The following is a 24,595-nucleotide window of genomic DNA, read 5'->3' on the forward strand; positions in this document are numbered from 1 at the left end:
GTCCGATTATATCAGAGATGGTTTTTTTCCTTCACTGTCTCACGACTGGGACGCCACTTTTTTACCTGATCGCTCAACGGCGCCGGGATACTAAAGTGATAACCTTGGGCATAGTCGATGCCAAGCGCTTTGACTCTGTCCAAGATAGCTGCGTTTTCAACAAATTCAGCCACGGTTTGTTTTCCCATTTGCTTAGCTAAATCATGAATGGCTTTCACCATGGCATAGTCGGTTTCATCAGTCTCAATATCGCGGATAAACTGTCCGTCAATTTTTATAATATCGACCGGTAAACGCTTCAGATAGCCAAACGAAGAAATGCCGGCACCAAAATCGTCTAAGGCGATGGTACAGCCCAGTGCTTTAAGCTGAGAAAACAGATCGATCGCACTGCTCATATTACTGATCGCCGCGGTTTCCGTGATCTCCAGGCAGAGGCACTCGCTGGGCACCTGGGTCTGTTTAATGGCATCAAGGAGAAAAGCAACGAACGTGCTTTGGGTAATCGACCGGCCCGATAGATTAATCGATACCTTGCCCAACTTCGCAATTTGCTCGGGATTCGCATCAAACCAGGCAAGCGTTTTGGTTACCACCACCGTATCCAGTTGATGCGCCATGCTGTAGCGTTCGGCGGCAGGAATAAACATACTAGGAGGTAACCAACCGCCTTTGGTGTCGCGCATTCTGACCAGTGCTTCAATGTAGAGCGTGTCTTGCGCATCTGATTGGATATCCACAATTTGTTGTGCATAGATGTCAAAGCGGTCATGCGCGATCGCCTCATGAATATGGCTGACATAAGCCATTTCTTGCTCTCGGCGTTGCAGCTCTTCATCATCGGGGTGATAAATGTGGAGTCGATTGCGGCCTTCATCTTTAGCGGCATAACACGCTGTGTCTGCTTGGGCATGAACTTGTTGAGGCGAACCCGCGGTACGGTCAAGCAGACGAATCCCCAACGAGCACGCTAAGCGCATCCGGCTGCCATGCCAGAAGAACTCACTGTCAGCAAGCACCGCCAGCAAGGCTCTCCCCCAGATCACTGACTGCTCCGCGGCGTGATGATACGCGATAACGCCAAACTCATCACCACCTAAGCGTGAGAGTACCGCCCCTTCCGGCAAGTGCTGACGGATAATCTGAGCCACTTGTTTTAACGCCTCATCCCCCGCTTCATGGCCCGCGGTATCATTAATTAATTTAAACTGGTCCATATCGATGTAGAACATCGCATGGCACTCACCATCTTCTCGAGCTTGTAATAATGCCGCGGCCAGTTTTTGTTCAAAGTAGCTACGGTTGTAAAGACCGGTCAAATAGTCATGATGCGCTTGATAGGTCAGCTGGTTTTCCATTTCTCGGTGCGCGGTAATATCTTCACCCACGACCATTAGCTGGGTTTGATTATGCATAGCGCGGATGGTTTCTCGAACCCATAAGGTGTGTCCATTGCCGGCTCGATACGGAATCTCACGGCGCCAGACTTGCTCTTGGTTATGCTGATCCCGTTTAATCATTCGATGGGGTGGCGCCTGGTCGCTCACATACAACTCAGTGATTTTATGGCCCAGCAAGCACGATTTTTCATGGCCGAATAAATCTGCGGCGTATTGGTTCAGTGACTGGATGCGCGCCTGGTAGTCCACCGTTAACAAAATAACGGGTTGTTGTTCATAGAGCATACGATATTCAATTTCGCTGCGCTGGAGCTTTTCTTCAGTTTGTTTGCGTTGGGTGACATCTCGCGCTTCAAGTAATACGCGTGGCTGGCCTCGTTCACCGGGAAAGCTTTTCACTGCCACGTCCAAGATCACTTCACGGTGGGCTTCGCTTAAACATAATTCAAACCGCTGAGGCTGAGTGGTTCCAATCTGTTTTAGGTGTTGCTCCAAACTTGCCGGATTACGCCAAATTGGCCACAGCCATAAAGGACGCTCTCCATACGCCTGTCTGTCGGTGATCAGCTGATAAAAGCTGGTGTTGCCTGAAACGACGATGCCATTTTGATCCAACAACGCGATCAGTTGATTACTTTGATCAAACACCCCTTTGAGCATCGCCCGGTGACGCATCAACGATGCCTCACTGCGTCGAAGCTGACGAATATTCGCGGCTAGCATGACAATCACGCTGCCCAGTACCAAAACAGCCAAGGCGACCGCTTGCACAGCCACCGGATGAGTTTGCCATATTGGTTCGGGTTGATTGGTGATCGTCACATCATCAAACGCGCTAATATCTAACTGCCAGCGCTTGAGTGCCGGGTAATCAAACATGGTGATATTGGTCCCATCACGTTCGGCGGGTAGCTGACCACTCAAGGTCTTAAGAAGGAGCTTCCCTTGATGGTAGCCTTGATTTTTACCATCTATCACCACGCCGCCGACCACACCCTGACCGAGCATAAAACTCATGGCACCATAGATGGGCACGGGCGTATTGTGAGTGAGCGTTCGGATACCACTGAGTTTATCGAGAAATTGTCCGTTGCTATCCCTAAAATAGGAAAGATAAAACACCGCCTCACCGTCATGCATGGCTTGAATTCTATCGCGTAGTCCCGAAAAGGTGAGACTAGAAAGGCGCACGACGTCGATGCCAGAATCACCGTTTCTGGCCAGTTGCGCTTGCACGACATTCCAGTATTGACGACTCGAGAAGGTATTATCGAGCAACACATAAACGCGCTCTAAACCAGGGTGCAACCGCTTCATTAACGCCAAGTTGCGCGGTAGATCCACTTCCTCTTTGACGCCGGTTAGCTTAGGGAGCAACGGATAATGCTGGCGACCAAAGTTATTCAGGCCCGCGTAAACAACTGGCGTTTCACCAACATATTCATGCAACTGATGGATTAACCAAAGTGCGGCATTATCCGTGGTTAAGATCGCATCGAATTGATGGTTCCCGAGCTTTTGGATATAGAGTTTTTTGAGTTGCTCTCGATACGCCTCTGACTGATAACGTTTAATTTCTAGATAAGTATGTTGAAACGCAATGTCTTCTCCCGCGGTGGCAGTATCGAGTCCTTCGACCAGAGCTTGGTTCCAAAAGAAGTTGGGATGATAGGAATGCACCACCAGCACGTTTTTTTGTGCGGCGCTGACACTCAATGCTACCCAGAACAGTAAACCGCCTAAAAGGTATTTGATCCCCACATCTACTTCCTGTTGGTTGATTGGTATCGCACTAAACAACGCGATACCCTACATTAGGTGTTAACCGAACGGTCAAGCAATCGTGTTAACGAAAAACAAGACCTCGCTATAACAAAAAGACGAAAACAATGAACGAATTGCCGAAACTGGATGACCTTGATCGTCGAATTCTTTCTACCTTACTGGATGATGCACGCGTTCCTTACGCAGAAATGGCAAAGCGATTTAATGTCAGCCCTGCCACCGTGCACGTTCGTGTCGAAAAGATGAAAGCCGCTGGCATTATCGAAGGCACCGAGATATTGGTAAATACTAAAAAGCTAGGCTATGACGTATGCTGCTTTATTGGTATCAATCTGAAAGCGGCGCGCGATTACCACTCCGCGCTAGAAAAGCTGAACCAACTCGATGAGGTAGTCGAAGCTTACTATACGACAGGGGCCTATAACATCTTCGTGAAGCTGATGTGTCGCTCTATCGAGGAGTTACAGTTTGTATTGATTGATAAACTGCAGGCCATCGATGAGGTCCAATCGACAGAGACACTGATCTCACTACAGAACCCGATCAACCGCAATGTTATCCCTTGAGTTTTGTGCGGTAATTCATGCCCTTACTAAAAAAACGCCCCTGCCAATGGCAAGGGCGTAGAGACACTGTGTGGTCATTTAGCCGACGGTATCTTCCGGCCGCGGTGGTAATGGCGCGCCCGCGTCTTCGGCTAACCACTCGGCAACTTGCTTGGCAAAGTAGGTTAAAATGCCATCCGCACCCGCTCGCTTAAAGCACAGAAGTGATTCCATTACCGTTTCCCGCTCTTTCAGCCAACCGTTATCAAACGCTGCTTTATGCATGGCATACTCACCAGACACTTGGTAGGCAAACGTTGGCACATTGAGCTCACTTTTCACTCGGCGCACCACGTCCAAATACGGCATTCCAGGCTTCACCATCACGGTATCGGCGCCTTCAGCAATGTCCATTGCAACCTCATGGAGGGCTTCGTCACTATTGGCCGGATCCATTTGGTAGTTGGCTTTGTTACCGCCTTTAAGGTTAGCGGCTGAACCAAGTGCATCACGGAAAGGCCCGTAGTAGTTGGAAGCATACTTGGCTGAATATGCCATGATTTGGGTATTAATATAGCCGTTTGCTTCCAACGCTTCGCGAATACGTCCAATTCGCCCGTCCATCATATCCGACGGCGCGACAATATCGACACCAGCTTCGGCATGAGACAGGGCTTGCTTGATCAGTACCTCAGTGGTTGGCTCATTCATCACATAGCCGTCGTCGTCGATAATACCGTCTTGACCATGAATGGTATAAGGGTCAAGCGCCACATCAGTAATCACGCCCATTTGTGGCACATGCTCTTTGAGCAGGCGCACAGCACGAGGCACTAGCCCTTCCGGATTAAAGGCTTCCGATGCACAGAGCGTTTTAGCATCTTTGGGGATCACCGGAAACAGGGCGATCGCGGGCACTCCCAATTTGGCAAGGTAGTCCGCTTCATGTAACAGCAAGTCGATAGACAGTCGTTCAATACCTGGCATTGAAGCCACTGGCTCGCGACGGTTTTTGCCCATCAGGACGAAGACCGGATAAATTAAATCATTGGCAGAGAGTGTATGTTCTGCCACCAAACGGCGGCTAAAATCAGTTTTGCGTGTACGACGCAGGCGTCGTGCAGGAAAGGCGCTTTGAATGGATACGGCCACGGTATCCTCCTTAATGTTGCAGACCTGGGCTTTGGGGCAGCGTACTGCCTCGCTATCGTTATGCACCCCTCACTGTATCGAGAAACAGCGCTGGGTATTTTTATTGTACAATCAATAATCTGTTCAACAGGCTGTTGGCGAAGTTGCGCCACCGCCTGTGCAATATGCGGTAAATACTTGGGCTCATTACGGCTACGTTTGGGCCGCGGGCGCAGATCGCGCGGCTGCAAATACGGGGCATCCGTTTCAATCATCAAGCGATCATCGGGCAGCCAGCTTACCTGTTGCTGAAGCTGCTGTCCGCGCCGTTCGTCGCAGAGCCAACCGGTGACACCTATGTATAACCCGGCATCCAAGCAATCTCGCAGTGCCTGATCCTCACCGGTAAAACAGTGCAGTACCGCCGCCGGCAACTTGTCTAACCAAGGACGCAATATCGCCAGCCAACGGTCATGAGCCTCCCGACAATGCATAAATACCGGCATTGACTGCTCAGCGGCTAATGCGAGTTGCGCCTCAAAGACCGCTTCTTGTTGCGGGCGCGGCGAAAAGTCACGATTAAAGTCGAGGCCACATTCCCCTATCGCCACCACCTCGGCGCGCTGCGCCAGTTGCCGAATCATGGTTAAATTGGCTGGATCGACAGATTTGGCATCGTGCGGATGCACCCCGGCAGTGGCATAAGCGTAGCCAGGGTACCGCGCCGCTAAATCCGCCGCCGCTTGGCTTTCTTCAACGTTGGTGCCGGTAAAAATCATCCCAGAGACGCCGGCTTGCTGCGCATGAGCAACAACCTCGTCTCTGTCTTTATCAAATCGTGAGCTGGTGAGATTGACACCAATATCAATCATTCATTGGCCTCTTCAGATGCCGATGCGTCGCGCGGGACATAAAAACGTGACAGCAACACACCCAGCTCGAACAGCAAACACATAGGAATGGCGAGCAAGGTTTGCGAAATCATATCGGGCGGGGTCAACATCATGCCAACGACAAAGGCCGCCACCACGACATACGGACGCTTGCTGGTCAAGCTTTTCGCGGTTGTCGCGCCCGTCCAGACCAGCAGTATAATCGCAATAGGGATTTCAAAAGCAATACCAAATGCTAGAAATAAAGCCAAAATGAAATCGAGATAACTGGCAATATCCGTTGCCACCTGTACCCCTTCTGGCGCAATCGAGGTAAAAAAGCCAAACACCAAGGGCAATACCACCCAGTAGGCAAACGCCACGCCCGCATAAAACAACAACGAGCTCGATACCAAAAGCGGCATCACCAAGCGCTGCTCATGCTTATACAGGCCAGGGGCAACAAAGGCCCAAATTTGGTAAAGCACCACGGGGATGGCAACAAACACCGAGATAACCAGCGTCAGTTTGATAGGGGTGAAAAAAGGCGACGCCACATCGGTGGCAATCATGCTCGCCCCTTCAGGCAGCTTGTCAATCAATGGCTGAGCGACCAAGCTATAAATGTCGTTGGCAAAATACACTAACCCGGCAAAGACCACTAAGATGGCAACGATGGCGCGAAGCAGGCGGTTACGGAGCTCCATCAGATGACTGATGAGTGGCTGAGAATCGTTTACAGAAGACATAGTGGTTTTTTCATCAGAGACATAAGGCGTCGCTCGTTATCACTTATCGGTCGACGAGGTGGACGAGGGACTGGTGGCCGTGTCCGCATTCTCGGTATCGTGCGCTGCAGCGGTTGATGTTGACGAAGACGCATAAGGATGCTGCACATCGGCGGCTCGCTGTCGCAGCGTCTCCACCGACTCTTGCAGTTCAGGGGAGAGATTTTTCATCCCTGCTTGCTCGGCTTTGTGCAAATTATCTTGCAACTCTTTGATCTTGAGCTCTTGCTCGAGCTCGTCACGGACCGAGCCTGCCATACGCTTGGCCGCGCCCACCCAACGTGACACATTACGTATCGCAATGGGCAGCCGCTCTGGGCCAAGCACCACAAGGCCAATGACGGCAATCAGTACCAGCTCCCAGAAACCAATATCAAACACGGCTTATACCTGCTCTTTGTCTTTTTGCGTTTTTTCGCTTTTCGACGGTTCAGCACGCTCATTAAGCGACGTTGGCTCGAAGTCAGCATCTTGATCAGCGCGCTTACCCTCGTCATCATGCATCGCTTTTTTGAACCCTTTTACCGCAGAGCCCAAATCACCACCCATATTGCGTAACTTCTTGGTGCCAAACAATAACACCACGATGACTGCAATGATCAGCAGCTGCCAAATACTAATTCCACCCATACCGGTTCCCTTTATTCCGCTTGGTTAATGTTATGTGCGCAGCAGTGTAACTGCTATTTGTTACAGGTTTTATTACAAAGTCGCCAGCCACACAACCAGAAAACGAACGCCCCCGCTGTCGCAACACTCGGTAGTGTATCGATCCGGTTGGCATACAAGATAGTCGCAGTCAGTAGTAAGGTGGCACCAATACCCAGTAGATATGTGGCGCGCGAGTGGCGCTGTTTGGTCTGTAAATAGCTTTGATAGTAGGTGTCTAACCGCTGATTGACTTGCCGCCCCTGGCGGAGGCCATCGTAGATTAGCTCCGGAATTTCTGGCAGCTTTTCGGCCCAAAACGGTGCCTTCTCTTTGACCGCCGCCCATACCGCTTGCGGTCCGACTTGCTGTTTCATCCACGACTCTAAAAACGGCTTTGCTGTGGTCCACAAATCAAGTTGCGGATAAAGCTGACGTCCAAGCCCTTCAATATAGAGCAATGTTTTTTGCAGTAAGACCAGCTGTGGCTGCACTTCCATATTAAAGCGGCGCGCGGTGTTGAAGAGGTTTAATAACACATTACCGAACGAAATTTCACACAGCGGCTTTTCGAAAATCGGCTCGCATACGGTACGAATAGCAAATTCGAAATCGTCGACATTGGTGTCATGCGGCACCCAACCTGAATCGACATGAAGCTCAGCGACCTTGCGGTAATCACGGTTAAAGAAGGCAATAAAGTTTTCCGCTAGATAGCGTTTATCATCGCGGTTTAACGTACCAACAATACCGCAATCAAGCCCAATCCACTGCGGGTCGTGCGGGTGTTCATACGACACAAATACGTTGCCTGGGTGCATGTCCGCATGGAAAAAACTATCGCGGAAGACCTGGGTGAAAAAGACTTCAACCCCCCGCTCGGCGAGCAGCTTCATATCTGTACCGTTCGCCTCAAGCGCGTCGATATCTGACACTTGAATACCGTAAATGCGCTCAGACACCATCACGTCTTTGCGGCAATAGTCACTAAACACTTCGGGCACATACAAGGCTTGATCGTTTTCAAAGTTGCGACGCAATTGAATGGTATTCGCCGCTTCGCGCATTAAATCCAGTTCATCAAGCAAGGTTTTTTCATATTCGCGAATCACTTCTACCGGCTTTAAGCGACGTGCATCAGGGAGAAAACGCGCCACCAGCCGTGCCACGCGATACATCAGACGCAAGTCGGCCTGAATAACCGGCAAGATATCGGGACGGATCACCTTAATCACCACTTCACGGCCATTTTCTTTTAATGTCGCGGTGTGGACTTGTGCGATGGATGCAGAGGCTAATGGGTTGGGCTCAAAATCACTGAACCAAGTTTCCAGAGGCCCACCCAGTGACGCTTCAATTTGCGTTTTTGCTTTGTGGCCATCAAAGGGTGCGACTTTATCTTGCAACTGGGCGAGTTCATTGGCGATATGAGCAGGAAAAAGATCGCGGCGGGTCGACATCATTTGCCCGAGCTTTACCCATACCGGCCCCAAACTTTGCATCGCTAAACGCAAGCGCTCACCCACAGGCTTGTCTGGGTGTTGGTTTTTAAGCCAAAACAGCGATTTACGCCCAAGATGGGCGAGTCGAGTCAGCGGTTGCCTGGGTAGTAGGGCATCAACACCGTACAATAACAAAGTACGAATAATAAAATACAGGCGACGAATCTCACTGAGTGTCATGCGGACTCCATCCGTTCTACTAACTGCTTAACCTTGGCTTCCAACCGCGCCGCGTCACTGCGCAATTCATCCACTTGATCACTGTATGCCGCCACTTCTAACGGCCCCGGCGCCAAGCGCCACTCTTCGGTGATCACTTCCCCAGCATAGCGCTGCTGACGCTGAGCCAGTTGTTGTAATTGCTGCCAACGCTGCTGTGCCTGACTGACGAGGGTATGGGCAACCACATCTCCGGTATAAGGCGATAACCATTCGGCGACATCAAACTGAATGCCGCTCAACAATTGAGAAAACTGCTGGGCCACGTCCATATCACCATCAAGTGTCAGCTTATCGGCTTTTATTAACGCAGTAAGATTGGCTTTTTGCTGCAATTGCGGCAACGCAGAAAGCGAGAGGGATAGTGCACAATCAAGCTCTCCCTCGTAATGGCTCAGTACATCGATCTGCTGGCCAAAAACAAAGACCCACTGTCGATTATATTCTTGCAGCGTGACGCCAATACTGCGCCCTTTTAGTCGCGCTAAACGGCGCTGGCTATCTGCATCTTTATTAATCACGCCATTTAAGGCGGTCTCGAGTCCTGCACACACGAGTGAGTCAAACGCCATACCGGCTCCTTAGAATTTATACCCACGGTGCAGCGCGACAATGCCACCGGTGAGATTATAATAGCTGGCTTGTTCAAAGCCGGCTTGTTCCATCATGCCTTTCAAGGTTTCTTGATCAGGGTGCATACGAATTGATTCAGCAAGATAACGATAGCTATCTGGGTCATTGACAATGAGCTGCCCCATCTTAGGTAAAATGTGGAACGAATAGGCGTCGTATACTTTCGATAACGGCTTCGCCACCGGTTTAGAAAACTCTAGGACCAGAAGGCGCCCTCCCGGTTTGAGTACACGAAACATCGAGCGCAGCGCCGCATCTTTATCGGTGACATTACGAAGCCCAAACGCGATGGTAATACAGTCAAAGTGATCGTCAGGAAAAGGTAGCTGCTCGGCATTCGCCTGCACATAGCTCACGTTGCCAACAATACCCTTATCGCGCAACTTATCGCGACCCACTTTCAGCATCGAGTTATTGATATCCGCGAGTACCACCTCACCTTGCTCACCGACGATGCGAGAAAACTTGGCGGTCAGATCACCGGTGCCGCCGGCTAAATCCAACACTTTTTGTCCGGGGCGTACACCACTACAGTCAATGGTGAAGCGCTTCCATACCCGATGAATGCCCATCGACATCACATCATTCATCAGATCATATTTAGCGGCGACCGAATGAAATACATCAGCCACGAGGCTTTCTTTTTCTTGGCGTTTGACTTTCTGGTAGCCAAAATCAATCGTTTCTTGGTCCTGGTGCGAATTTTTCTCTGTCATTGTATTCCCCTAACATATTGGCTCCAGTTTACTTTATCGCCCATCCGGACTCCAAGCGCGCAACCCAGTTTATTCTCATTCTTGCGTGGTGGTGCCTGGGTCCGTCTGCATGACATTGACCGACTCTCCCGGTCCAGGTTCCGTGGCCACACTGGCCAGCGCCGGACTTATATCGCGTTTAACCTCGACACCTAGGGCTTTAAAACTCTCCGCTTGGCGCAAGATATTGCCGCGCCCTTGGCTAAGTTTGTTCATCGCTCCTTGATAACTGTCACTGGCTTTACCTAGCGCGCTGCCCAGCCCTTCCATATCGCTAACAAAAAGTCGCACCTTGTCATAAAGCTTGCTAGCCTTCTCGGCGATTTGTTTGGCGTTTTGATTTTGATATTCATAGCGCCATAAATTATTGATTGTTCTGAGAGCCACTAACAAGGTGGTCGGGCTCACCAGCATGATGTTGTTGTCCATGGCGTCCCGAATCAGACTGGCATCCGCCTCAACCGCGACCTGAAAAGCCGGCTCAACAGGAATAAACATCAGTACGTAATCCAGTGAGCGTACTCCATGGAGTTGATGATAATCTTTGCGACCCAAACCACGAATATGCTGACGAATTGCCTGGACATGCTCTTTAAGCGCGGCATCTTGTTCGGCCAGTGTCTCAGCGTTGTAATAGCGTTCATACGCGACCAAGGCCATTTTGGCATCAACGACGACATCTTTTTCTTGTGGTAACTTAACCACCACATCGGGCTGATAGCGCTTGCCCTGTTCATTTTCAAAGCTGACTTGGGTTTGGTACTCACGCCCCTCTCGCAAGCCAGACTCTTCTAAAATGCGCGCGAGGACCACTTCGCCCCAATTACCTTGTTGCTTATTATCGCCTTTTAGCGCCTGAGTCAGGTTATGGGCCTCACGGGTCATGTCCGCGTTTAATAGTTGTAGATTTTTGATTTCATGAATCAAGGTATGGCGCTCTTTGGCTTGCTCGCCAAAGCTGTCGGTCACCTGCTTCTTAAATCCTTCCAACTGCGATTTAAGCGGTCCAAGCAGGCTTTCTAAGCTCATTTTATTTTGCTCATCGACCGAGTGGACTTTTTGCTCAAATACTTGATTGGCAAGTTGCTCAAACTGGGTGCGTAATCGCTCCTCCGCGTTTTCTAGCAGTGCGTGTTTTTCCTTCGCCGCGTTTAACTGCTGCTCGGCGCTGGCTTTAACTTCTCGCAACTCTGCCAACAGTTCAGACTTTTCCTCACGTACGGAGTCTAATTTGTCGCTTAAGTCGTGATTATGCTGACGCAGTTGCTCCTGTTGCCTGAGTTTCTCGCTCGCAGAGGTTAATTTGCCATAATACTGGCGTAATTCCTGGGTTAGGCGGTCTCGCTCGACATCCAAACTATCTAACTCGTGTTGCTGTTGTTCGAGTTGCTGCTGCAATTGTTGGTGTTGCATGTCAGCACTGGCTTGTTGCTGCGCATATTGCGTTTCATACCATTGCTGGTATTGCGCAATAACACGTCGGTGTAGGACATAACCGAGTCCAAGGGCACTGACGGCGCCAAAACAAAACGTGAGAATAGGTAAAGCGGAAAATGACAAGCCATCAAGCATAAAACGTTCTCTATTGTGCGGTCATTAGTGTCAGCAAAGGCTAATGGGATACTGGATAGATGTCCAGTCTATCTCAGTCAGTTTCAATGGCGTAGACTGCCTGGAACGACAGGCATCTTTGCAAGGAGGCAACATGCATAACGAACGGAAGGCACTGATCTTTGCCTTGTCTGCTGTACTGCTATGGTCAACGGTTGCAACCGCATTCAAAATCACCCTGAGCTACATGACACCGATTCAAATGCTGGCAGCGGCCAGCTTGGTGTCAGTGGTGATTTTAACCGTTATTGCCGCCGTGCAAGGAAAGCTTCACGCGCTGTGGCCGACCTTTCGGCGTCAACCCGGTTACTATTGCGTGTTGGGGATGATTAATCCATTCATTTACTACTTGGTGCTTTTTAAAGCTTACGATCTGTTACCCGCTTCATTAGCCCAGCCTTTAAATTACAGCTGGGCGATCACTCTGACATTATTGGCGGCATTGTTTTTAGGCCAAACGATTCGTCGTCAAGATTGGATTGCGGCGGCGTTGGGCTATTTTGGCGTGGTTGTGATCGCTACCAAAGGCCAGCTTTTATCGCTCCAGTTCGATAGCCCGCTTGGCATTGGTTTGGCGTTACTCTCAACGTTATTGTGGGCAGGTTTTTGGGTCCTTAATACTAAAAATCGCGCTGATCCTGTGCTCGGCATTTTGCTCTGTTTTATTCTGTCACTGCCTGTATCTTTGCTATTAGCTGGATTAACAAGCACTTGGGAAGGGATCCCTTGGCAAGGATGGCTGGCAGTCGGTTATGTCGGGCTATTCGAAATGGGAATAACCTTTATGCTGTGGCTGAGCGCGATGAAATATACCCAGAACACCTCTCGGATCAGTAATCTGATTTTTATTTCGCCTTTTATCTCTTTGGTGTTACTAGCCACCATTATTGGCGAGACAATTCATATCAGTACCTTGGTTGGGCTAAGTTTTATTGTAGTGGGGTTACTGATCCAACAGCGTACCCCAAAAAAGCGCAAACAACCTGCCGCAAGCGCGTAACCTTTATTGCTTAAGGGTTGCCAATGCCGCTCACAATGCACGGCGCCCGTTGCACGGCGCCCGTTGCACGGCGTCAATCGGCATTAACCCATCTTACGCTGGATCATATACTGGTATAGCTCGTCAGCCGACAAGCCATCTTGCTCCAAACCTTGGGTGATTTCCTCGATACGCTCAGCACGACGATCTTCAATCACGTGATTAAATTGATAAACCAGCTCGCGTAAATATTTGAGCGGCACTTGATGGGCGGCGCTACGGACACGCTCTTCACTTTGGCTGCCTAGCTCTACCAATAATTTACCAAACATGATTTTTTCCGGCGATTCCTCAAGTTGTTCAAGGACGCGCGCCATTTCGATTGTCGATAATGACATAGTGTATAACTGACCTTTGGATATAAAACGAAAAGGAATGAGCGTTAATTCGATTTGCTTAGTAAATATACTCTGAACCACGCACGTTTAGCAAAATAAAAAAACGCTGGCCGAGGCCAGCGCAAAAGGATGATGGGTTGTCGAGACCCCTGCGTTTTGCACGTCTTATTATTGTTTGCCAACTGAGACGTTGTTTTATTGATTATTTAGCTTTTTACCATTTTGGCATGCCATTGCTTACCTTTCGGTGACCATAAAATAATCAGACCGGGCACTAATAACCACATATGCACCGTCATCAAATCACTGGCCGATAAGCCTAGACGCTGGGTTAAGCTCACGAGTAGCCCAGCCCCGCTCATCTGGAATAACCCGAGCAATGCCGCGGCCGTGCCCGCGCGGTCCGAAAACGGCGCTAATGCTGCTCCAGCTGACGCGCCTAACACCCAAGCAAAGCCGAATGAAGAGGTAAAGATCGGCAACATAAAGGCCCAAGGTTCAGCGATGGGGCTAAGCGCCAGCATCAACCCGCCCGATCCCACCAGCATCATAAGGCCAATATTTAATGCCCGGCGGCTACCAAACTTTTGCATATAACGTGGCCCTAACATTGCCGCGGCAATATTTAACGCCGCATTGGCGCCAAACCAAAAGGTGAAACTGTTCATGGAGATACCGTATCTGTCCATCAACAGCACAGGTGCGGAGGTGACATAAGCGAGGATCACCGCCATCGCCAACATGCAAAGGGTTATGTGATAAGTAAATGTAGGTACACGCAGCACCTGCCAATAACGGCGTAAGCTGAATAGGCGGCCAGAGGTATCAGTATGCGATGGTCGGGTTTCGGGCAAAAAGACGATAACCAGCACCAACCCTAATACCGCATAACCGAGCATAAAGGTGAAGTTAGCACGCCAGTCAAACACCTGGGTTAACCAACTACCAAGTAGAGGCGCTAGAGCCGGCACAAAACAAATCGCACCATTTAAGTAGCTAATCATATGGCCACTGCGTTCGGCACCAAAACGATCGCGGACGGCGGCAAAGGCACACACGGAGGTTGCACACGCGCCAAACCCTTGCAGCAAACGCGCCACCAGCATCATATCCATCGAGGTGGCGAGCCACGCCATCAAAGAGCTAAGGCCATAAAGCGAAATACCAATAATAGCCACAGGCTTACGGCCAAAGCGATCGGCCAACGGCCCCGCAAACAGCTGACCAAGACCTAAGCTAAACATAAACCAGGTCACAGTGTCTTGAGCCAAAGTAGGACTCACATTAAAGTCACCCGCCATATGCGATAGTGCCGGTAGGTAAATATCAATCGCCATGGGGCTAAATAGCACCAGTAACACCATTAAGGCGACCAGTAAGCGATTTGATGTCGGTGAATCAGTGTGCGTCATTGGTTACTCCTCTATACAGGCACGCAGTATAGTGGCTTCAGGATATGAACCATAATGGTTTATAGTAAAAGCAGTTATTCCTAAGGAGAATACCAAAGATGGATTTGGACCAACTGCAACGTACCGACCTCAATTTATTGGTGTGTTTGCATGTACTTTTAGAAGAGTGCAATGTCACGGGCACAGCCAAACGCCTGCATTTAAGTCAATCGGCGGTGAGTAAAAATCTGGCCCGGCTAAGATCGCAATTTAACGATCCGCTTTTTACTCGAGCCGCCCACGGCTTAAAACCCACGGTTCGTGCACAAACCTTGCAACCTAAATTACGCGCTTTGCTCAATGATATCGCGGCGATGACCGAACCTGACCATTTTCAGCCACACTTAAGTGATCGCTGTTTTCGCTTTGCGCTTGTAGAGAGCGCCTACCCATTACTGCTGCCCCAATTTATTAGCGATATGTTAGAGGCCGCCCCATCGATCACCCTCAATACCGCCGCTTGGGATCAAACCACTTTTGATGGTCTCGCCCGTGGCAATATCGACTTTGGTATTACCGGCAAAGATTTAAATCCCGCCGATGCCATGCTGACCATGATGCCGCCCAAGGGTGTGCGCTACCAAGAGCTTTGCCAAGATCACCAGTGTGTCTTGATGCGCGCCGATCACCCCGCACTCAAGGGCCCATGGGATGAAGCGCGTTACCTTGGACTGCGACATGTACAGGTGAAATGTGATGGAAATGATCGCTGGTTGTTGGACTATAAACTGGCAGAGCGTAATATTGAGCGTGACATTGCCATGTACGTGCCTGATTTTAACAGTGCGGCGAGCCTGTGTACCTATACCGACCTGGTGTTTACCTCACCAAGCCAGTTTGCGCATTATATTGCCGCGTCGCTCAATTTGGTGGTACGGCCGTTACCGACGCCAATACCGCCGATGGCGTACACCTTGTTTTGGCATCAAAATCAAGAAAATGACCCGGGGCACCAATGGCTGAAAGATTTAATTATTTCGCGCTGTCAGCAGTTTAGCCCGGCAAAATTGCAGCCTATCGCCCATCGCGCTAGGGTCTAATCCACTGGTTTTTTACGCGTGGCCGAACATGGCAAGTTCACCCCATACAAAGAAGGAAGAATAATGGACGCGACCCTTACCAAGCGTGTTGAGCAGCTAAGACACTGGCTAGATCAACACGATTATGACGCCCTACTCATCCCCCACGAAGACGAATATCTCGGTGAGTATGTGCCCGAGCACAACGAACGCCTCCACTGGGCAACCGGCTTTACCGGCTCCGCAGGGGCGGCGGTGATCACCCGCGACAAGGCAGCGATTTTTGTTGATGGCCGCTATGTGGTTCAAGTCCGTAAGCAAGTCCCCGCCGGCCTGTTTGACTACTGCCACCTGATTGATGAGCCACCGGTGCAATGGGCCCAGCAACAATTGCCCAAGGGTGCCAAGCTGGCTATCGACGCTCGCATGCATAGCGTCGCTTGGTACAAACGCACCCAACGCGCGCTGGATGGGGCTTTGGCTTTGGTGAGTGTTGAGCAAAACCCGATTGAAAGCTTATGGGACGATCGCCCCGCCCCGCTTAATAGCCCTGCCATTTTACTGGGTGAAGAGAAAACCGGCCGCGCCAGCTTAGATAAGCGTCAAACCATTGGCCAGCAGTTAGCCGATCAGAACCTTGATGCCGCGGTACTCACTCAACCCGATGCCGTCTGTTGGCTGCTCAATATCCGTGGTCGCGATATCCCACGTTTGCCCGTGGTACTGACCCAAGCGATTATCAAGCAATCCGGTGACGTCACCGTGTTTATCGACCCTGACCGTCTCCCCGACGGCTTTGATGCACACGTGGGCCAAGGAGTGAGCGTCGCGCACCCTGATAGCCTGGTTGATGCCCTGCAAGCGCTGAGTGGTCAACGTGTATTGGTCGACCCAAACGGTGCCAATGCGTGGACACTGGACACGCTCCAACAAGCGCAAGTCACCGTGGTGGAAGCGCAAGACCCATGTGCGCTTGAAAAGGCGGCCAAGAACCCGCAAGAAATCGCCGGTATGCAAGCCTGCCACGTGCGCGATGGTGTTGCCGTGACTCGCTTTTTGGCGTGGTTTGACCGTCAAGTCGACGCCGGTGAACGCCCTGATGAAGCTGTGCTCGCAGACACCCTGTATCAATTCCGCCAACAAGACGATCAACTGGTCGACTTAAGCTTTGATACCATTTCCGCCGCCGGTGGCAATGCGGCCATGTGTCACTATAACCACAACAATCAGCCCAAACCGAGCGTGATTGAGAGCAACAACGTCTACTTGGTGGACTCAGGCGGCCAATACTATGACGGCACCACCGACATTACCCGTACCGTGCCGGTGGGCGAATGCAGCGCTGAGATCAAAAAGGCCTTCACGCTGGTGCTTAAAGGGCATATTGCGCTGGCCACTGCGCTGTTCCCGAAAGGCACCTCAGGCAGCCAGCTTGATGCCTTAGCACGCCAGTATTTGTGGCAACACGGCTATGATTTTGACCATGGCACCGGTCACGGTGTCGGGCATTTCTTGGACGTGCACGAAGGTCCGCAGCGCATTTCCAAAGCGCCCAATAGCGTCGCGCTATTGCCGGGCATGGTGGTGTCAAACGAGCCGGGCTACTATCGCGCCGACGCGTTTGGGATCCGGATTGAAAACCTCGAGTTGATTGAAGAAAAGCCCACCGAGGGTGACATGACGATGCTCGGATTTGCCTCACTCACGCGAGCACCGATCGATCGTCGATTGGTCGATGTGAGCTTACTCAGCGAGGCGGAAATCCAGTGGTGGAATCGCTATCATCAAACCGTGTGGGATGAAGTTAGCCCATCTTTAGATGATCAAGACCAAGCTTGGTTAAAACAAGCGACCGCGCCGCTAAGCCGTTAAGTCGCGTCTTCACTAAGTATAAAAAAACAAAAAGCGTCCGATTGGACGCTTTTTTTTATTCCCCTTTCAGGGCTTTCTCAACCGCTTTGGGCGAAAAGCCGCGCAAAGTAGTATCGCCAATGCAAATCACTGGGACACCCCGCGAGCCTGTTGCTGCCAGCAGCTTCTTGCCTTTGGGCGTGGCCGTATCGACAACACGATAACGCAGCCCTTTTTTATCTAAGTAAGCTTTGGCCGCCTCACAGTGAGGACAGCGCGGGCCCACATATACAGTAATACGTTTCATGCCCGCATTGTCGCTAACCCGCTGCCGTTTGTGAAGCCATTTGCACCTGACGCGCGACATCGTAGATGTTATCCCAATCTTTCCATACCACCTCAAACCCGAGGGCACGGACGCTGGCGGCCACCTCTGCCGCGCTACGTTCATCACTGATGGCAAACTGCTCTAATTGTGGCTCAGGGTTGGCATAACCGCCCGGTTGAGTTTTTGACGCCGCGGATAAGCTCGTGACACCAAGCGGTAACACATTGTCGCGAAAGTGGGGTGACTCCCGTGTCGATAGCGACAGCTCCACCTGCGGATTCCACAACCGATAGGCACAAATCAGCTGGACCAGCTGCTTATCCGTCATCACCGATTTCGGCTGTAACGCCCCCGCGCAAGGGCGTAAGCGCGGAAAAGATAGCGAATAGCGGCTTTGCCAGTATTGCTTTTCCAAATAATCCAGATGCTGGGCGGTAAAAAAGCTGTCGGTGCGCCAGTCCTCAAGGCCAATCAAGGCGCCGAGACCGATCTTATCGACCCCTGCTTGTGCCAACCTATCTGGGGTTTGCAGCCGGTAGTGAAAGTCGGTTTTATTCCCGCGCTTGTGGTGTTCCCCATAGGTTGGAGCGTGGTAGGTTTCTTGGTACACCATCACCGCATCCACACCTTGTGCCACCAAGGCGCGATACGCGTCGGTATCCAGCGGCTGCACCTCCATCGCCACATGATGAAAGTATTGCTTCACCACCGGTAAGGCGCGGAGAAAATACTCGAGCCCTACCTTGGTTTCATGCTCACCGGTCACCAAGAGCACACTGTCAAAGCCCATTTTTTTGATCGCTTCACACTCGGCGGCGATCTCAGCTTCATCCAGCGTGCGCCGTTTGATTCGGTTTTCCATCGAAAAACCGCAATAGGTACACACGTTGGCGCACAAATTGGAGAGATACAGCGGAATATAAAACCCCATGGTGTAGCCAAAACGCTGCCGCGTCAGCGCCGCAGATTGCTGAGCCATGGCCTCAAGATAGGCTTCAGCGGCTGGGCTGATCAGGGCAGCGAAATCGTCCAAATTGCGCGAGGATTTAGCCAGCGCCCGCTCGACATCTTGGCGCGTTTTGCTGTAAATCGAAAGGCGATGATGATCCCAATCGAGTGCCGCCCACCGCTCAGAAAAGCTCATCACGCCTCCTTAGCGTCAAGAAACGCAGTTAAGGGGCTAGAAGCGTGGGCGTGATTGTGTGTGCCCGCCAGCCCAGCGCGATACGCGCAGCGTCCTGCTTCAACCGCTTGTTTAAACGCCGCACCCATAGCAGTCGGATCGCCAGCCGTGGCAATGGCGGTGTTCACCAAAACTGCATCAGCACCGCGCTCCATCGCTAACGCCGCATCTGACGGTGCACCAATGCCGGCATCAATGATCACCGGCACGCGAGCTTGCTCAATAATGATGTCGAGAAACGCCATTGAGGCCAGTCCTTGGTTGGAGCCAATCGGTGAGCCAAGGGGCATCACCGCCGCGCACCCCACCTCTTCCAAACGCTTACACAGCACAGGATCGGCATGACAATATGGCAGCACCACAAACCCCTCATCTACAAGGGTTTTCGCCGCTTGAAGGGTTTCAATCGGATCAGGCATCAGATACTTAGGGTCGGGGTGAATTTCCAGCTTTACCCAAGGCGTTCCTAATGCTTCTCGAGCAAGACGCGCGGCAAACACCGCTTCTTGCGCATTTTTCGCCCCCGAGGTATTGGGCAGCAGGCGCACACCTAGTTCACGCAGCGGGGTTAAAATATCGTCTTGTGTGGCATGCACATCGACTCGCCTTAGCGCCATGGTGACCAGCTCAGTACCACTGGCCGCCAGTGATTCGGCCATGACCTTGCGACTGGCAAACTTGCCCGTGCCGGTTAACAGCCGAGATGAAAACGTCGTATCCGCAATGGTTAACATAATTATCCTCCGGCAATCGCTTGAAAGACCGCCAAGCTATCGCCAGCGGCAAGTGACGTGGATGACCAAGCATCGCGCGCAATAATGGTCTGATTTAGCGCGACCGCGACTGATTCGGCCGGCACCTTCATCTCCTCAATCAATTGCGTGACGGTCGTGGCATTGACCTCTGTGGGTGCGTCATTAATGATTAACTGCATCACTTACCTCCCGCGTTGGCTGACAAACCGCACAGTGCGGATGAACAGGCAGCGAAAAGTGCTGCCATGTCATGGTTTGTCCATCCAGTCGTGACAAGCGATTGGTACCGACCGCCTGCCCTAATAATAATTTTATCCCTTCAAGCGCTTGCGCAGTGGCCATCATGCCGACCACAGGTCCCATTACCCCAGCTTCAGCGCAGCGTGTGGGTTCAGAGGGCGTCACGTCTGCAAAGGCGCACGCATAACATGCACTATGCGGTTGATAAACCAATAACTGGCCTTGCCAGCCAATCGCGGCCGCGCTCACCAACGGCGTGCCAGTCTCTACACAGACTTGGTTGACCGCATGACGAGTGGCGAGATTATCACTGCAATCAAGCACCACATCCGCCATCGCCACTTCGAGCGCCAGGCGCTCATCCTCGAGATAGGCATTGATGGCCCGGCACTGGCAATGTGGGTTCAGCGCGCCCAAGTTAGCAGCTAGCGCTGCGGCTTTACCGGTGCCGATTTGCGCCTCCCGATACGCCACCTGACGCGCCAAATTGGATAGCTCAATGTGGTCCGAGTCAGCAATCGCTAACTGTCCCACGCCAGCGCCTGCAAGATAGAGACCCGCGGTGGTTCCAAGCCCACCGGCACCGACCATCAACACGTGCGCCTTTTTAAGTGCCTGCTGCCCGCACTCTCCGACCTCTGGCAGCATAATTTGCCGGCTATAACGCAGGTATTCACTGTCCGATAGCATCACACTCTCCTTGCTGTCTGGATGGATTCAGACAGCGATTAAACGCGTCAATGCGCGCCGCTAAATCGGGCGCTTGCGTCACGGCGCGGACTACCGCAATGGCGTCCACGCCGGTGCGCCAGACTTCGGGAGCTCGGTCGAGATCAATACCGCCAATCGCCACCGTCGGGAAGCGGCCCTCCACAGTCGCCACCTGCTGCGCTAACGCTGAAATACCTTGCGGTGGTTCGGCGAGCTGTTTGGTGGTGGTGGGAAAAATATGGCCGATGGCGAGATAGCTTGGCGTGAGTTCAACCGCTGCAGCGAGCTGTTCTGGACTGCGCGTCGACACACCGAGACGCAGCCCTTGCCGCGCAAGCCGGTCAAGATCCGCCTCACGTAAGTCTTGTTGCCCTAGATGGACGCCATAGGCGCCAGCTTCAAGCGCGAGCTGCCAGTGATCGTTGATAAACACCTGCGCATGGTGCGCGCGGCCCAATGCCACCGCGCGCTGTATCCAATCCGCCAATTGTGGATGCGCTGGCTGCTTCACGCGCAGTTGCACAGTTTTCACCCCCAAACAAAGTAAGCGTTCGAGCAAATCCACATCGTCCACCACCGGATATAATGGGCCTACGCCTTCAGACATAGGCGCAAACGGAGTCAAACTCATGATCCCACCTTGTCGCTGTCTTCCACCTCAGTACCGTGTTGTGGCTGAAGATGGGATTTTTGCAGGTAGAGCTCACTGCCCTTTTCTCGGAATTCTTGCGATTTTTGCTGCATGCCTGCTAACGGGTCTTCCAGCATAGCGACATCAATCGCTTGACCCGCGGCGGCATAGCCGTTTTCTTTGGCGTAGTCCCGGACTTCCTGGCTGATTTTCATGGAGCAGAACTTCGGTCCACACATCGAGCAAAAATGTGCGACCTTGCCCGACTCTTGAGGCAGTGTTTCATCGTGATAGGCGCGTGCCGTGAACGGATCAAGGGATAGATTGAACTGGTCTTCCCAGCGGAATTCAAAGCGCGCTTTAGAAATGGCGTTATCACGCACCTGCGCCCCCGGGTGTCCTTTAGCTAAGTCCGCAGCATGCGCGCAAAGCTTGTAGGTGATAAGCCCAATTTTAACATCCTCCTTATTGGGCAGACCCAGATGTTCTTTGGGCGTGACATAACAGAGCATCGCACACCCAAACCAGCCAATCATCGCCGCACCAATGCCGGAGGTAATATGATCGTAACCGGGAGCAATGTCGGTGGTTAGCGGGCCGAGAGTATAGAAAGGCGCTTCATGGCAATGGGTGAGCTGCTCGTCCATGTTCTCTTTGATCATATGCATGGGCACGTGGCCAGGGCCTTCAATCATCACCTGCACATCGTATTCCCATGCCACCTTGGTGAGCTCGCCCAGGGTACGTAGCTCACTGAATTGCGCTTCGTCGTTCGCGTCTGCCACTGAGCCGGGACGCAGCCCATCGCCCAACGACAAAGACACGTCGTAAGCGGCACAGATTTCGCAGATTTCGCGAAAATGGGTATACAGGAAACTTTCTTGATGATGCGCCAAGCACCATTTGGCGATAATCGATCCACCGCGCGAGACAATCCCAGTCACGCGATTGGCGGTCATGGGCACATAGTGCAAACGCACCCCAGCGTGAATGGTAAAGTAGTCGACCCCTTGCTCGGCTTGCTCTATCAAGGTATCGCGCATGACTTCCCAGGTCAGGTCTTCGGCAATGCCGTTCACTTTCTCAAGCGCCTGATACATAGGCACAGTGCCAATCGGGACTGGGCTATTACGTAAAATCCACTCGCGGGTTTCGTGAATATTGCGACCCGTCGATAAATCCATCACCGTATCCGCACCCCAACGAGTCGACCATACCAATTTTTCAGTTTCTTCCTCTATTGAGGAGCTCACCGCTGAGTTACCAATATTGGCATTCACTTTCACCAGGAAGTTACGCCCGATGATCATCGGCTCCGCTTCTGGGTGATTAATGTTAGCCGGAATAATCGCCCGCCCTTCGGCGAGCTCTTGGCGCACAAATTCGGGGGTGATTTGTGATGGCAAATCCGCACCAAAGCTTTCCCCGGGATGCTGGCGGTTCAGCTGCTCTTCACGATACTGCTGACGCCCCATATTTTCGCGAATGGCGATAAATTCCATTTCTGGGGTAATGATGCCTTGGCGTGCGTAATGCAGTTGAGTCACACACTGATTAGGTTTCGCACGGCGGATAGATGGTAAGGCACTAAAGCGAAGTTCATCCAAGGTTTCATCACTGAGGCGGGTTTGGGCATAGTCAGAGCTCACCGCATCAAGAAACTCCGTATCGGCACGTTCATCGATCCAGGCTTTTCGCACTGGCGCTAAGCCTTGGTAAATATCGATAGTACTCTGTGGGTCGGTATAAGGCCCTGACGTGTCATAAACCCGAATGGACTCATTGTCTTCATACTGAGGCTTTTCTTTGCTGCCGCCCACAAAGGTGGGGGAAAGATGGATCTCGCGCATCCCGACGCGAATGTCAGGTCGCGAGCCCTCGACATAGACTTTTTCCGAGTTGGGGTAGGTTTGCGCAGAAAGGGAATCGATAAAGGATTTGGCCTCAAGGCGGGCCTGTTTACGGGTCGACATAGCATTACTCCGGTGTTCATTATGGGAATTAATGCTTGCCGGAAAACGCTGAATTTGAGATGTGAGCAAACTGACAGACGGGTTGCGTCTGTGATCTGAAGCATCTCTTGTTCCCTTCGCTGGTCTTAACCAGATCAGGTTCAACGGATCCCACTTTATGTGGTCTCAGCCAATTGGCACTCCGACAAGTTCAATGCCAGTATAAGAAATCACCGCCGCAACAACAAGCGACGTACGCGATGTTTTCTATTACCCGGTAATACGTCCCAACAGCCAAGCCCCCATCGCTGCCGCTCCGAGGCATAAGGCGAGATTCAAACCAACATTTAGCAAGGCTTTCACCGTTTCTCCATGTTGGAACAGCATCAAGGTATCGACAGAGAACGTCGAGAAGGTGGTAAAAGCCCCTAAAAAGCCAATCGCAATCAGTTGACGCCAAGGGACCGGGGCAATTAGCTCTTGGCTCATCGCCGCTAAAAAGACGCCCATTGCTAATGAGCCCAGCACATTAACCATTAGGGTGCCGTACGGGAATCCTCGACCAAACACCGCGACGCTCCACTCTGAAACTAAAAAACGCGAGGACGCCCCTAATGCGCCACCAAGCCCTACCCACAATATGCTTACCACTGGGTGCTCCTTTCGATTGGTAAAAACTCATCATACCGCGACATGTGAACAAGAAACAGGAGGAAGAAAAAGGGAAGAAAGGCGTGGTTACTACTACAGACAGTAGATACAAAAAAAGCACCGACAATGTCGATGCTTTAATATTTGGCAGGGGTAGAGGGATTCGAACCCCCAACACGCGGATTTGGAATCCGCTGCTCTGCCAGTTGGAGCTATACCCCTGTAGATAGTTGCCTATTGTAGCGATCTCGCGACAAATTACCACCATCAATTACTAGTCAAACGTTTAATCGCTTATTTATAAAGCGATCTGTCTGGTCGTCCAATAACAAAAAACCCCAGCTTTTCAGCTAGGGTTTCTAAGTAGTGGCGGAGTGGACGGGACTCGAACCCGCGACCCCCGGCGTGACAGGCCGGTATTCTAACCAACTGAACTACCACTCCGCACCAATTCTGTATGACTAAAGGCTTATATCTCTTTGCTTTAATCAATTGTAATCAAAGCCTGGCGATGTCCTACTCTCACATGGGGAGACCCCACACTACCATCGGCGCTG

The 24,595-nt window shown here is 51.6% G+C and carries 23 protein-coding genes, 2 tRNA genes, 1 pseudogene and 1 riboswitch; of the genes and pseudogenes, 4 read left to right on the forward strand and 22 right to left on the reverse strand.

What is annotated here, in order from left to right; translation table 11 throughout:
• Window positions 1-11: 11 nt before the first annotated feature.
• Window positions 12-3,161, reverse strand: coding sequence for a bifunctional diguanylate cyclase/phosphodiesterase (locus HLG76_RS02335; protein ID WP_241824102.1), 3,150 nt, complete (start codon window positions 3,159-3,161; stop codon window positions 12-14).
• 128 nt (window positions 3,162-3,289) lie between these two features.
• Here HLG76_RS02335 and asnC point away from each other — a divergent pair, with 128 nt between their 5' ends.
• Window positions 3,290-3,751: a transcriptional regulator AsnC gene (asnC, locus tag HLG76_RS02340; RefSeq protein ID WP_021022202.1), complete on the forward strand. Its 462-nt coding sequence runs from the start codon at window positions 3,290-3,292 to the stop codon at window positions 3,749-3,751.
• A 78-nt stretch (window positions 3,752-3,829) separates the two neighbouring features.
• On the opposite strand, the gene hemB is transcribed toward asnC, so the two are convergent.
• From hemB to rmuC, 9 genes and pseudogenes are all read right to left on the reverse strand, one after another.
• Entirely contained in the window at window positions 3,830-4,882 is a 1,053-nt protein-coding gene (hemB, locus tag HLG76_RS02345; protein ID WP_077461859.1) for a porphobilinogen synthase, read from the reverse strand.
• Entirely contained in the window at window positions 4,771-5,733 is a 963-nt protein-coding gene (locus tag HLG76_RS02350) for a TatD family hydrolase (protein WP_175993000.1), read from the reverse strand. The genes hemB and HLG76_RS02350 overlap by 112 nt, the downstream gene beginning before the upstream one ends.
• Window positions 5,730-6,482: a twin-arginine translocase subunit TatC gene (gene tatC, locus HLG76_RS02355; RefSeq protein WP_021022199.1), complete on the reverse strand. Its 753-nt coding sequence runs from the start codon at window positions 6,480-6,482 to the stop codon at window positions 5,730-5,732. The genes HLG76_RS02350 and tatC overlap by 4 nt, the downstream gene beginning before the upstream one ends.
• A 39-nt stretch (window positions 6,483-6,521) precedes the next feature.
• A complete protein-coding gene (gene tatB / locus HLG76_RS02360; RefSeq protein WP_077461857.1) occupies window positions 6,522-6,902 on the reverse strand; it encodes a Sec-independent protein translocase protein TatB in 381 nt (126 codons plus the stop codon).
• A gap of 3 nt (window positions 6,903-6,905) precedes the next feature.
• Window positions 6,906-7,151 carry a Sec-independent protein translocase subunit TatA gene (tatA, locus tag HLG76_RS02365; protein WP_021022197.1) on the reverse strand — a complete coding sequence of 82 codons (246 nt, stop codon included), beginning with the start codon at window positions 7,149-7,151 and terminating at the stop codon, window positions 6,906-6,908.
• A gap of 53 nt (window positions 7,152-7,204) precedes the next feature.
• The gene (gene ubiB, locus HLG76_RS02370; protein ID WP_175993001.1) at window positions 7,205-8,851 is read right to left on the reverse strand and encodes a ubiquinone biosynthesis regulatory protein kinase UbiB; all 1,647 of its coding nucleotides are present in this window, start codon (window positions 8,849-8,851) and stop codon (window positions 7,205-7,207) included.
• Window positions 8,848-9,462 carry an SCP2 domain-containing protein gene (locus HLG76_RS02375; protein ID WP_077461855.1) on the reverse strand — a complete coding sequence of 205 codons (615 nt, stop codon included), beginning with the start codon at window positions 9,460-9,462 and terminating at the stop codon, window positions 8,848-8,850. The genes ubiB and HLG76_RS02375 overlap by 4 nt, the downstream gene beginning before the upstream one ends.
• A 9-nt stretch (window positions 9,463-9,471) precedes the next feature.
• Complete coding sequence (ubiE, locus tag HLG76_RS02380) at window positions 9,472-10,239, reverse strand: bifunctional demethylmenaquinone methyltransferase/2-methoxy-6-polyprenyl-1,4-benzoquinol methylase UbiE (protein WP_077461854.1); 768 nt, start codon at window positions 10,237-10,239, stop codon at window positions 9,472-9,474.
• A gap of 75 nt (window positions 10,240-10,314) precedes the next feature.
• Window positions 10,315-11,688: pseudogene (rmuC, locus tag HLG76_RS02385) on the reverse strand (DNA recombination protein RmuC); the annotation flags it as partial.
• Between the two features lie 295 nt (window positions 11,689-11,983).
• Here rmuC and HLG76_RS02390 point away from each other — a divergent pair.
• Window positions 11,984-12,889 carry a DMT family transporter gene (locus tag HLG76_RS02390; RefSeq protein WP_077669678.1) on the forward strand — a complete coding sequence of 302 codons (906 nt, stop codon included), beginning with the start codon at window positions 11,984-11,986 and terminating at the stop codon, window positions 12,887-12,889.
• A gap of 83 nt (window positions 12,890-12,972) precedes the next feature.
• Here the strand turns inward: HLG76_RS02390 and HLG76_RS02395 are convergent, their stop codons facing one another.
• Window positions 12,973-13,266, reverse strand: coding sequence for a hypothetical protein (locus HLG76_RS02395; protein WP_021022191.1), 294 nt, complete (start codon window positions 13,264-13,266; stop codon window positions 12,973-12,975).
• A gap of 206 nt (window positions 13,267-13,472) precedes the next feature.
• Window positions 13,473-14,678 (reverse strand): multidrug effflux MFS transporter, encoded by a 1,206-nt coding sequence (locus tag HLG76_RS02400; RefSeq protein ID WP_077646435.1) that lies wholly within the window; start codon window positions 14,676-14,678, stop codon window positions 13,473-13,475.
• Between the two features lie 98 nt (window positions 14,679-14,776).
• On the opposite strand from HLG76_RS02400, the gene HLG76_RS02405 reads away from it, so the two are divergent.
• Both HLG76_RS02405 and HLG76_RS02410 read left to right on the forward strand, forming a co-directional pair.
• Window positions 14,777-15,757 (forward strand): LysR family transcriptional regulator, encoded by a 981-nt coding sequence (locus HLG76_RS02405; protein WP_175993003.1) that lies wholly within the window; start codon window positions 14,777-14,779, stop codon window positions 15,755-15,757.
• A 63-nt stretch (window positions 15,758-15,820) separates the two neighbouring features.
• On the forward strand, window positions 15,821-17,608 hold the full coding sequence (locus HLG76_RS02410) for an aminopeptidase P family protein (RefSeq protein ID WP_077461849.1): 1,788 nt from the start codon (window positions 15,821-15,823) through the stop codon (window positions 17,606-17,608).
• 55 nt (window positions 17,609-17,663) lie between these two features.
• Here the strand turns inward: HLG76_RS02410 and HLG76_RS02415 are convergent, their stop codons facing one another.
• From HLG76_RS02415 to HLG76_RS02460, 10 genes are all read right to left on the reverse strand, one after another.
• A complete protein-coding gene (locus tag HLG76_RS02415; RefSeq protein WP_069361819.1) occupies window positions 17,664-17,894 on the reverse strand; it encodes a glutaredoxin family protein in 231 nt (76 codons plus the stop codon).
• A 13-nt stretch (window positions 17,895-17,907) separates the two neighbouring features.
• On the reverse strand, window positions 17,908-19,059 hold the full coding sequence (gene thiH / locus HLG76_RS02420; RefSeq protein WP_077773505.1) for a 2-iminoacetate synthase ThiH: 1,152 nt from the start codon (window positions 19,057-19,059) through the stop codon (window positions 17,908-17,910).
• Window positions 19,059-19,832, reverse strand: a complete 774-nt coding sequence (locus tag HLG76_RS02425; protein ID WP_096630367.1) for a thiazole synthase — start codon at window positions 19,830-19,832, stop codon at window positions 19,059-19,061. The genes thiH and HLG76_RS02425 overlap by 1 nt, the downstream gene beginning before the upstream one ends.
• A 2-nt stretch (window positions 19,833-19,834) precedes the next feature.
• Window positions 19,835-20,032, reverse strand: a complete 198-nt coding sequence (thiS, locus tag HLG76_RS02430; RefSeq protein WP_077576409.1) for a sulfur carrier protein ThiS — start codon at window positions 20,030-20,032, stop codon at window positions 19,835-19,837.
• Complete coding sequence (locus HLG76_RS02435; RefSeq protein WP_077669674.1) at window positions 20,016-20,783, reverse strand: HesA/MoeB/ThiF family protein; 768 nt, start codon at window positions 20,781-20,783, stop codon at window positions 20,016-20,018. The genes thiS and HLG76_RS02435 overlap by 17 nt, the downstream gene beginning before the upstream one ends.
• Window positions 20,767-21,435: a thiamine phosphate synthase gene (thiE, locus tag HLG76_RS02440; RefSeq protein ID WP_077660409.1), complete on the reverse strand. Its 669-nt coding sequence runs from the start codon at window positions 21,433-21,435 to the stop codon at window positions 20,767-20,769. The genes HLG76_RS02435 and thiE overlap by 17 nt, the downstream gene beginning before the upstream one ends.
• Window positions 21,432-23,408, reverse strand: coding sequence for a phosphomethylpyrimidine synthase ThiC (gene thiC / locus HLG76_RS02445; RefSeq protein WP_077669673.1), 1,977 nt, complete (start codon window positions 23,406-23,408; stop codon window positions 21,432-21,434). The genes thiE and thiC overlap by 4 nt, the downstream gene beginning before the upstream one ends.
• A 94-nt stretch (window positions 23,409-23,502) precedes the next feature.
• Window positions 23,503-23,602, reverse strand: a riboswitch (TPP riboswitch).
• 55 nt (window positions 23,603-23,657) lie between these two features.
• Window positions 23,658-24,038, reverse strand: a complete 381-nt coding sequence (crcB, locus tag HLG76_RS02450) for a fluoride efflux transporter CrcB (RefSeq protein WP_021022180.1) — start codon at window positions 24,036-24,038, stop codon at window positions 23,658-23,660.
• A gap of 145 nt (window positions 24,039-24,183) precedes the next feature.
• A tRNA-Trp gene (locus HLG76_RS02455) sits at window positions 24,184-24,260 on the reverse strand.
• Between the two features lie 145 nt (window positions 24,261-24,405).
• Window positions 24,406-24,482: transfer RNA gene (locus tag HLG76_RS02460), tRNA-Asp, on the reverse strand.
• Between the last annotated feature and the right edge of the window lie 113 nt (window positions 24,483-24,595).

It is taken from the genome of Salinivibrio sp. EAGSL, from assembly GCF_013366455.1.
GTDB classification, from domain to species: Bacteria; Pseudomonadota; Gammaproteobacteria; order Enterobacterales; family Vibrionaceae; genus Salinivibrio; species Salinivibrio costicola.